Origin of the sequence: Rhodococcus sp. T7 (assembly GCF_009872365.1) — a bacterium.
Lineage (GTDB): Bacteria > Actinomycetota > Actinomycetes > Mycobacteriales > Mycobacteriaceae > Rhodococcus_F.
The window spans coordinates 1-10,188 of record NZ_WXYH01000082.1; the positions used below are offsets into that span (position 1 = coordinate 1).

Annotated in this window: 2 protein-coding genes; both read left to right on the forward strand. The window is 65.1% G+C overall.

Annotated elements, in window-relative coordinates:
* On the forward strand, nucleotides 1–1,478 hold a 1,478-nt coding region (locus MLGJGCBP_RS10675), incomplete at its 5' end, for an acetoacetate--CoA ligase (RefSeq protein ID WP_160095420.1).
* A 1,172-nt stretch (nucleotides 1,479–2,650) separates the two neighbouring features.
* A partial coding sequence (locus MLGJGCBP_RS10680) for an amino acid adenylation domain-containing protein (protein WP_442972089.1) occupies nucleotides 2,651–10,188 on the forward strand: 7,538 nt, incomplete at its 3' end.

Consider the following 10,188-nt stretch of genomic DNA (forward strand, 5'->3'; position numbering starts at 1 on the left):
TCCTCGCCACGGCGTCGCTCGGCGCCGTGTGGGCCGCGTGTGGGCAGGACTATTCCGCGCCGGCCGCGCTGAATCGACTGGGGCAACTGGAACCGGCAGCGCTGATCACCGCGGACGGGTACCGCTTCGCGGGCAAGGAACACGACCGGCTGGGGGCAGTGGCCGAGTTGCGCGCCGGATTGTCGCCGGCCCTCACGGTGGTGGTGCCCCACCTCGATGCGGACGCCGCCGTCGACGGTGCCCTCACGTGGGCGGAGGCGATCGCCGGGGGCGACGCACTCGAGCCCGTTCCCGTCCCGTTCGACCACCCGTTGTGGGTGGTGTTCTCCTCGGGGACCACCGGCCTCCCGAAGGGCATCGTGCACGGTCACGGCGGTGTACTGCTCGAGCACGTGAAGTCGCTGGCGCTCCACCTCGACATCGGCCGCGAGGACATATTTTTCTGGTACACCAGTCCCAGCTGGATGATGTGGAACTTCCAGACAGCGGGCCTCCTGGTGGGAGCCACGATCGTCTGCTATGACGGAAGTCCGTCGTATCCGACTCCGGATGCGTTGTGGGCCTTGGTATCACGACTGAGTGTGACAGTGCTCGGCACCAGTCCCGGCTACGTTCTCGCGTGCGACAAGGCGGGGGTGATCCCCGTCCGCGACCACGATCTGAGCGCGCTCCGCGCGGTGGGAGTCACGGGATCGACGCTTCCGGCGGCGTCGTCGCTGTGGCTGTCGGAGAACGTCGGTCGCGGCGTACCCGTCGTGTCGATCACCGGGGGGACCGACGTGGTGTCGGCGTTCATCGGGGGAGCACGCACCGTCCCGGTCTGGCCGGGGGAGCTGTCCGCCCCCTGCCTCGGGGTTGCCGTCGAGGCGTTCGACGAATCGGGGCGACCGGTGCGAGACGAGGTGGGTGAACTCGTCGTCACCGCACCGATGCCGTCCATGCCGGTGTCGTTCTGGAACGATCCGGACGGAAAGCGTTACCTCGAAGCCTATTTCGAGGTGTTCCCCGGAGTGTGGCGACACGGCGACTGGATCACGATCACCGATCGCGGCACCGTCCTCATGCACGGACGGTCCGATTCCACGTTGAACCGCAACGGAATCCGGATGGGCAGCGCCGACATCTACCAGGTGGTCGAGAAACTTCCGGAAGTTGCCGAGGCGCTCGTCGTCGGCGTCGACCTGGCGGACGGCGGATACTGGATGCCGCTGTTCGTGGTCCTCTCGGAGGGCGCGGTACTCGACGACGCGCTGAAGCAGCGGATCCGCGGAGCGATCCGGGAGCAGGCCTCTCCGCGGCACGTGCCCGACGACATCATCGAGGCGCCGGGCATCCCGCACACCCGTACCGGCAAGAAACTCGAGGTGCCGCTCAAGCGGATCTTCCAGGGTGCGGACGCGGGGCGGACGGTGGACCGCAGCGCCGTCGACGATCCGGAGTTGATCGAGTGGTTTGCTCGCCACGGTCAAAGAGGCTGAGGTTAGCCTCACTTTGGGCACGTGCACAGTGTGAGAAATCTCCCGCTGCCGAGGGGGCGTGTTGCCTGCTCGACCACGGCAAATCGGGCATCGCATGGGCGGCCGTCCTTATTGATGGGACGGTGCCGAGGCGGGGGAGGCTGATCTCGGCGGGTGTCGATCACCCTCTCTGCAGGTCAAAGGCGTGTCGGGTGGCGGTGGGATGCGGCGGGCGTGTTGGGTGGATGTCCATAACGGCCATCCGGTCATGACCGCGGAAAGGCAAGCCGTCGACGATTCGCTCGGTCACGTCGACGCGAGTGTCGTTTTGAGACTCACGCTGGGCTTTGGTAGACACAGTGGTTGGTGAAAACTGTGGTCACGGGCCAGTGATCGTCATAAATCGAGATCGGCCACCAGGCCGGTCTCTGTACCGTGCGCGGAAGGCAGTCGGGAGGTGAGTGGTGAATGTGGGTACATCAGTTGTACACCTTGCGAAATTCCGACGCTCGGTACGGTATCCGCTCCGCTGTTGTACGCGAACCCTGGAAATTGTTTCGTCCGATTGAATATCTGCGCGTCTCCGATCGCGTTCAGGTGTGTTCTGGAAGTATCGAGGGTTGGGTAGCTCACACCCTCGCCGGTAACGGCGGCAGGTGGAAAGCCGATATACACCCCGGCGTTACCTCGGAACCGCACGAACCTAAATCGTCACCGACGAACGAGAGGAGGTCCGAGGCCATGATCGCGACAGTGCTTCGAACCTCCGCCCCGGGCCTGAAATCAGCTGTCGATTCGGAGGGTGACGAACGCCGATTGGGTGGCCGCTTGTTGGATCGATGAAAGAACGGAGCCACAGATGGACCCGGTCACCGCAAGGAGTTCGGGATGCATGGGCCTGGAGCTCGGGGTCGCAGGCAATCGGGTTGCAGGTAATCGTCTGACATCGACTCAGCGTGTCGTGGAACTGGTCGATCAGTGCAGGTCACAGTCCGCACTCCACGTGCCGACTCCGCAGGCCGGCTCTATGTGATGGCGTTCATCGGGAACCAGGCCAAAACCGCATGTCGGTGGTGAGGCGACGAATTACAAGATGACACAGGCGACAGACGCCAGATGTTTCGAGAATGGAGTTATCCGTGGGGTCGGTATCTGCAGTGGGTAGCAACGGTACTCCTGAAGGGGTATTCGAGCTGTCAGCTGCGCAGCGCGGTATCTGGTTCGCGCAACATGCGCTCGGCGACGTTCCCCTCACCATCGCCCAGTACATCGAGCTTCGCGGCGATATCGACCTGGGCCTCCTGACCGAGGCCAGTAAGCGCACCGGCCGAGAGTTCGGTTCCGGTTTCCTCCGACTCGTCGAGATAGACGGCGTTCCGTACCAGTACGTCGACAAGACCCTCGACGACGCCATCACGTACGTCGACCTCCGGGCCGAACACGACCCGGTCGACACCGCACAAAAGTGGATGCGCAGCAACTACAGCGCACCGCTCGACCTGCTCGACGACCGGCTCGTCGTGGTCTACCTCCTGCATGTCGGCGAGAATCACTACTTCTGGTTCTGCCGGATCCACCACATCGCGCTCGACGGGTTCGGGGCCATGGCACTCATCGCCAGGATCGCCGAGATCTACACGGCGCTGGTCGAGGGCGCCGAGCCGCCGGCACCCAGTGCGGAGGACCTTGTCCGGATAGTCGAGGACGAGCAGCGGTACCGCAGCTCCGGGCGGTTCGCCAAGGACCGTGAGTACTGGGCCGAGCGCACCGCGCACCTCCCCGAGGCCCCGAGTCTGGCCGGACGCGCAGCGATGGTGGGCAGGTTCGCGAGGCTCTCGTCCGAGGCGTTGCCTGAGTCGACTGCCACCCTGCTCGACGAGGCGCTGGAGGGCAGAAATGCCAGTTCGGCCCCCGTCGTGGTGGCTGCGTTCGCTGCTTACCTCGCCCACATGACGGACCGGACCGACGTGGTCCTCAGTCTTCCCGTCTCGGCGCGTACCACCGCCACGTTGCGCCGCTCCGGTGGCATGGTCTCGAACATCGTTCCGCTTCGTCTCCAGATCACTCCGGAGATGACCGTCTCCGAACTGGTCAAGAGTGTGCAGATCGAGCTGACGGGTGCATTGCGCCGCCAGCGGTACCGTCATGAGGACATCCGCCGGGACGCCGGAGCTCCCCAGGAGCAGCGCGGCTTCTTCGGCCCCTCGATCAACATCATGATGTTCCACAGCGAGATCAAGCTGGGAACGGTGACCGGACACCAGAACGTCCTGACCACGGGCCCCGTCGAGGATCTGTCGCTGAACATCTACCAGGGCGTGGCCGGCAGCAAGATCCACATCGACTTCGAGGCGAACCCCAACCTGTATTCCGGGGACGAGCTGGACCGCCACCACAGCCGGTTCTTCGACTTCTTCGAGCGGTTTCTCGGCGCCGGCGACGACGCCTCGGTGTCGCATCTGGCCGCGATGAGCGACGAGGAACGCGAGCAGGTGGTGTCCGGCTGGAACGGTGACGTCGTGGCGCCGCCGGCCGGTACGATCGTCGACCTGTTCGACGCCCAGGTCGCGCGTACGCCCGACGCGACGGCCCTCGTCTTCGAGGGCGCGGAACTGACGTACGCCGAGTTCGATGCGCGCGTGAATCGGCTCGCCCGAACACTGATCGGGCGGGGAGTAGGACCGGAGAAGAAGGTCGCCTTGGCCATCCGTCGCTCCCTCGACTCGATGGTGGCCATGTACGCGGTGGTGAAGGCAGGAGGCGCGTACGTACCCCTCGACCCTGATCACCCCGCGGAGCGCACGGCCTACGTCCTCGACAGCGCCCGCCCGCTCTGCATCCTCACCGTGGCGCGCGACGGCTTCACGTTCCCCGCCGAATACGAGGTGGTCGAGATCGACAACCTCGATCTCGGCGGCGTCGAAGCCAGCTGGGTTCGTGACGAAGAGCGCCTGGCCGAGCTCCGGCCCACCAACACTGCATATGTCATCTACACCTCCGGTTCCACCGGCCGCCCCAAGGGCGTTGCCGTCAGCCACGCGTCCGTGCTGAATCAGGTTACCTGGATCGCCGACTGCTACGGACTCGACGCGACTGACGTCGTGCTGCAGAAGACCCCCACCACATTCGACGTGTCGGTGTGGGAGCTCTTCTCTGCATTGGCATCCGGCTCGACGCTGGTGATCGCGGTCCCCGATGGGCACCGCGACCCGGCTTATCTCGCCGACGTGATCGCGCGTGAGAAGGTGTCGGCCACGTCGTTCGTTCCGTCGATGTTGTCGGTGCTCGTCGCAGAAGCCAACCGTGACCAGCTCGTCAGCCTGCGCGTCGTTCTCGTTGCGGGAGAAGCGTTCCCGCCGGCAGTCGCGGAAGCGTTCCGCGCGAAGTCCGATGCCGAACTGCATAACCTGTACGGGCCCACCGAGTTCACTGTGCATGCGACCGCGGGTAAGGTGGATCGCGACTCCCTCCACACGGTGCCGATCGGAACCCCGGTGTGGAACACCGAGGCCTACGTGCTGGACGGTCACCTGCGTCCGGTCCCGATCGGCTCCGCAGGAGAGCTCTATCTCACGGGTGCCCAGGTTGCCCGCGGGTACGAGGGTAGGCCGGACCTCACGTCGGAGCGCTTCGTCGCCAATCCGTTCGGCGGCGCAGGATCGCGGCTGTACCGTACCGGTGACCTCGTCAAGTGGCGGGTGAACGGTGCCATCGAGTACCTGGGTCGCACCGACTTCCAGGTCAAGGTGCGTGGCCTCCGCATCGAGCTGGGTGAGATCGAGGCAGCGATGTCCTCGTATCCCCATGTAGCGCAGTCGGTTGCGGTTGTTCACGACAGTTCGCTCGGCCAGCGTCTGGTCGGCTACGTCGTCCCCGAGTCCGGATCGGACGTGGACATCGAGGACATGACCGTCCACGTGGGCCGGGCTGTGCCGTCGTACATGGTGCCCGACGCCGTAATGGTGATCGCCGAGATGCCGGTGGGCGCGAGTGGCAAGCTCGACCGGAGAGCGCTGCCCGAACCGGTGTTCGCGGCGGAGTCCACCGAGTACGTCGCTCCCCGCAGCGCCATGGAAGAGTTGCTCGCGGGCCTGTTCGCGGAGGTTCTCGGGACCTCACGCGTGAGCGTCGGAGACTCGTTTTTCGCGCTGGGAGGCGACAGCATCGTCGCAATCCAGCTCGTTTCCCGTGCGAAGGAAGCCGGGGTCCAGTTGACGGCGCGCGACGTCTTCGAACGGAGGACCGTGGCCTCCCTCGCCGATGTCGCCACGTTCGCTACGGATTCGGCGGCCATCCATGTCCTCGAAGAACTTCCCGGAGCGGGCATCGGTTCGATGCCGTTGATGCCCGTCGTACACTGGATGACCGAACTGGGCGGCGACTTCCATCGTTTCTCACAATCGATCCTGCTGACCCTGCCCCCACAGGTCGACCGTGAACGTTTGACACGGACGCTGGAAGCTCTCGTCGACCGTCACGACGCACTACGTTCGATTCTGCGCCCCGACAAATCCCGGACAGGCTGGCGGCTCGAGGTGGGACCGATCAGGTCGGTCGATGTCGGTCGACTGGTGGATCGGGTGGAATTCCGCGAGGGGCCGGGCACGGGGGCCTTCGCGACTCTGTTGGATCATGCCCACGAACGCGCCGTCGACCTGCTGGATCCTGCGGCGGGCACCCTGGTGCGTTTCGTCTGGTTCGCACCAGCAGAGGACCGGGACGCGCAGGATCTCCCCGACGCGCCGGCACCCACCGGCCGACTCCTCATGGTAGTTCACCACCTCGCTGTCGACGGGGTGTCCTGGCGGATTCTCATCCCCGATCTCGTGGCTGCGTGGGGGCAGATCGCAGCCGGTGCGGACCCCCTGCTGCCTGCGGTCAGTACGTCGGTGCGCCGCTGGGCTCACGGCCTCGCCGACAACGCTCGCAGCGCCGGACGCGTTGCGGAACTGGACTTCTGGAAGGGAATGTTGGAGGGTTCCGACCCTCTCGTCGGTTCGCGCGGCCTCGACACGCGAGATGTCGTGTCGACAACGAGTCGTGTGCGCCTCGAGATGCCGGGGGATGTCACGGACGGCCTCGTGACCACGTTGCCCCGAGTTTTCCACGGTGACGTCAACGACGGTCTGCTCACATCGCTCGCGCTCGCTGTGGCGAAGTGGCGTGCTGGGCATGGCATTTCGGACGCATCGACGCTCGTGCACCTCGAAGGCCGCGGACGCGAGGAGTATGTGCTGCCCGGTGCCGACCTGTCACGGACGGTCGGTTGGTTCACCAGCATGTTCCCAGTCCGACTGTCGATTCCCGGTCTGGATCTCGACGATGCCCTCGCCGGCGGAGCGTCGGCGGGCACGGCAATCAAGTGCGTCAAGGAGCAGCTCGCCTCCGTGCCGGAGCACGGCATCGGATACGGGTTGCTGCGCTACCTCAACCGCGATACGAGCTCCGTTCTCGCGGGACTGCCGAACCCGCAGATCAGGTTCAACTATCTCGGTCGCGCCACGGTCGGCGACATCCCGGAGCGTCTGCGGGCGTCGGGATGGATTCCCGACACGGAAGCCATGGAGCTCAGCGGGACTCGCAACAGCGAGATGCCGGTGCACTTCGCCCTGGACATCAACGCAATGATCGTGGACGTCGATGGCGAGCAACGACTGTCGGCAACCATCGACTTCCCCGCGGGTGTGTTGGAACAATCGGAGGTCGAGGAGTTCGCCGGACTGTGGCGGCGGGCCCTGGAAGGTGTGGTGGAGCAGGCGTCGAGGCCTGATGCCGGCGGCCGAACGTCGTCAGACTTCGACCTCGTGGCGCTGAGCCAGCACCGTATCGACACGCTCGAGCGGACCTACCCCGCATTGGCGGACGTGTGGTCTCTTGCCCCGCTGCAGGTCGGCCTTCTCTTCCATGCGGCGTTCGCAAGCTCGTCGACCGATGTGTACACGACTCAGTTGGTCATGGATCTCGGTGGCTCCGTCGACGCGGATCGATTGCGTCGCGCAGCGGAGGCGCTCATCGCTCGGCACCCGACCCTTCGCACGGCCTTCGTTTTCGACGAGGACGGCATCGGCCTACAGGTGGTCGTCGAATCCGTGCCGGTGCCGTGGAAGGACGTCGATCTTCGATCGCTGTCCGGAGCCGAACGCGAGGCCGAGCTCGCCGCGCTGACGCTCGCCAACCGGATCGATCGGTTTGATATAGCTGCGCCCCCGCTCGTGCGATTCATGCTCGCCCGCATCGCCGACGACCGGTACCGGTTCGCCGTCACGAATCACCACATCGTGCTCGACGGATGGTCGCTACCGATCTTCGTCCAGGACCTGCTCACGTTGTATGCCGTCGACGGAGACGCTCTCGGACTCCCACAACCGCGTCCGTACCGCGCTTACCTCGAGTGGCTCGCCGCGCAGGACTCGCGCACGTCCGTTGGCGTGTGGGCGCAGGCGCTCGCCGGTCTCGAGGAGTCGACGCTGCTTGCGCCGCACCACACCGCAACGGCGTCGGCACCCTCCGAACTCGTCGTGGACCTGTCCGACGGCCTTCTCGCCGCGATGGCGGATCGTTCCCGCGAACTCGGTGTCACTATGAACACGTTGGTGCAGGCCGCATGGGGAATCGTCCTCGGCCGGCTCACCGGACGAGACGACGTGGTGTTCGGTGCCACCGTGTCGGGACGCCCTCCGGAGGTCGCGGGCGTGGAGACCATGCTCGGGCTGTTCATCAACACCCTGCCGGTGCGCGTGCGCATGCAGCCCCACGACGACGCGCGTGCGTTGTTGCAGCGCATCCAGTTCGAGCAGTCTCGCCTACTCGACGACCATTACATCGGTCTTGCTGATATCCAGCAGGAGCTCGGGCTGGGCGCGTTGTTCGACACGCTCTTGGTCTTCGAGTCGTATCCGCTCGACCGGGAGGCACTCACCCTGAGCGCCGCTGGGATCGAGGGACTCCAAGTTCTCGATATTGAGTCCTTCAGCCCGACGCATTACCCGCTCGCAATCATCGCAATGACGGACCCGCAACTACACCTGATTGCCCACTTCCTACCAGAACTGTTCACCGATACTCAGGTCGAGAACATCATGGCGCGGGTGGTCCGTGTCCTGGAGGCGGTGACGGCGGACCTGAGCACCTCGGTCGCGGACATTGACGTCCTCGGCTCAGTCGAGCGGTCGTTGGTGCTCGAGGCGTGGAACGAGTCGTCGGTGGTGGTGGATTCGGCTGCGACGTTGGTGTCGTTGTTCGATGCGCAGGTGCGGCGGTCTCCGCGCGCGACGGCGGTGGTGGTCGAGAGTGAGTCGATCACCTACGCCGAGTTCGACGCTCGGGTCAATCGTCTTGCCCGGTATTTGATTTCGGTGGGTGTTGGTCCGGAGTCGACCGTGGGCTTGGCGGTTCGGCGGTCGGCGGATCTGCTGGTGGGAATGTACGCGATCGTCAAGGCTGGTGGCGCGTATGTTCCGTTGGACCCCGACCAGCCCGCCGAGCGCAACACCTATATCGTCGAGACCGCGGAGCCGGTGTGCGTGCTGGCGACCGAACGTGACGGCGTCGTCGACATCGCAGGGACCGTGTACTGCATCGACACTCTGGACGTGTCCGCGTTTTCCGGCGCTCCGATTACAGATGCGGACCGGCTTGCTCCGTTGTTGCCGGCGAACACGGCGTATGTGATTTTCACGTCCGGGTCGACGGGTCGGCCAAAGGGTGTGGTGGTCAGTCATGCGTCGGTGGTCAACCAGGTGTTGTGGCTGACCGATCGTTACGAGATGGGCGCCTCGGATGTGGTGTTGCAGAAGACGCCGGTCGCGTTCGACGTGTCGGTGTGGGAGTTTTTCGGCACGCTGGCGGTGGGTGCTCGGCTGGTGATCGCACGGCCGGACGGGCATCGCGATCCGGAGTATCTGGCTCGGGTGATCGAGGATGAGTCGGTCACGATGACCTCATTCGTGCCGTCCATGTTGCCGGCGTTCGCTTCGGTGCTCGATACGGGGAGCGGGACTTCGTTACGAGCGGTTCTCGTCGCGGGTGAGGAGTTGCCGACCGCGGTGGTCGAGGTGTTCGCGTCGGTGTGTTCGGCGCAGTTGCACAATTTGTACGGTCCGACTGAGTTTGCGGTTCACGCCACCGCTCGTCCGGTGCTCGGTGCTGTGGGTGCCGGTGTTCCGATCGGGACTCCTGTGTGGAACACGAGGGCCTATGTGCTCGATGGTCGTCTGCATCCTGTGCCGGTCGGGGTGGCGGGGGAGTTGTATCTGGGCGGTGTGCAGATGGCGCGGGGTTACGCCGCGCGTTCGGATTTGACCGCGGAGCGATTTGTGGCTGATCCGTTCCGTGGTGGTGGCCGTCTGTACCGCACCGGTGATCTGGTGTCGTGGACCGAGGATGGCGAGCTGATTTACCACGGGCGCACCGATTTTCAGGTGAAGGTGCGTGGGCTGCGGATCGAGGTCGGTGAGATCGAAGCGGTGCTCTCGTCGAATGCGTCTGTCCAGCAGGTGGTTGTCGTGGTGCACACGGCTGCGGTGGGGGAGCAGTTGGTGGCGTACGTGGTTCCGGCCGACGATGCTGCCGTGGATACGCGGGCGTTGGGGGAATCGGTTCGGCGGTCGTTGCCGTCATACATGGTTCCGGACGCGTTCGTCGTGCTCGACGCCTTGCCGCTGAATGCGTCGGGCAAGTTGGATCGGAAGGCGTTGCCGGCGCCGGTGTTCGAGGCGAAGGTGTTCCGGGC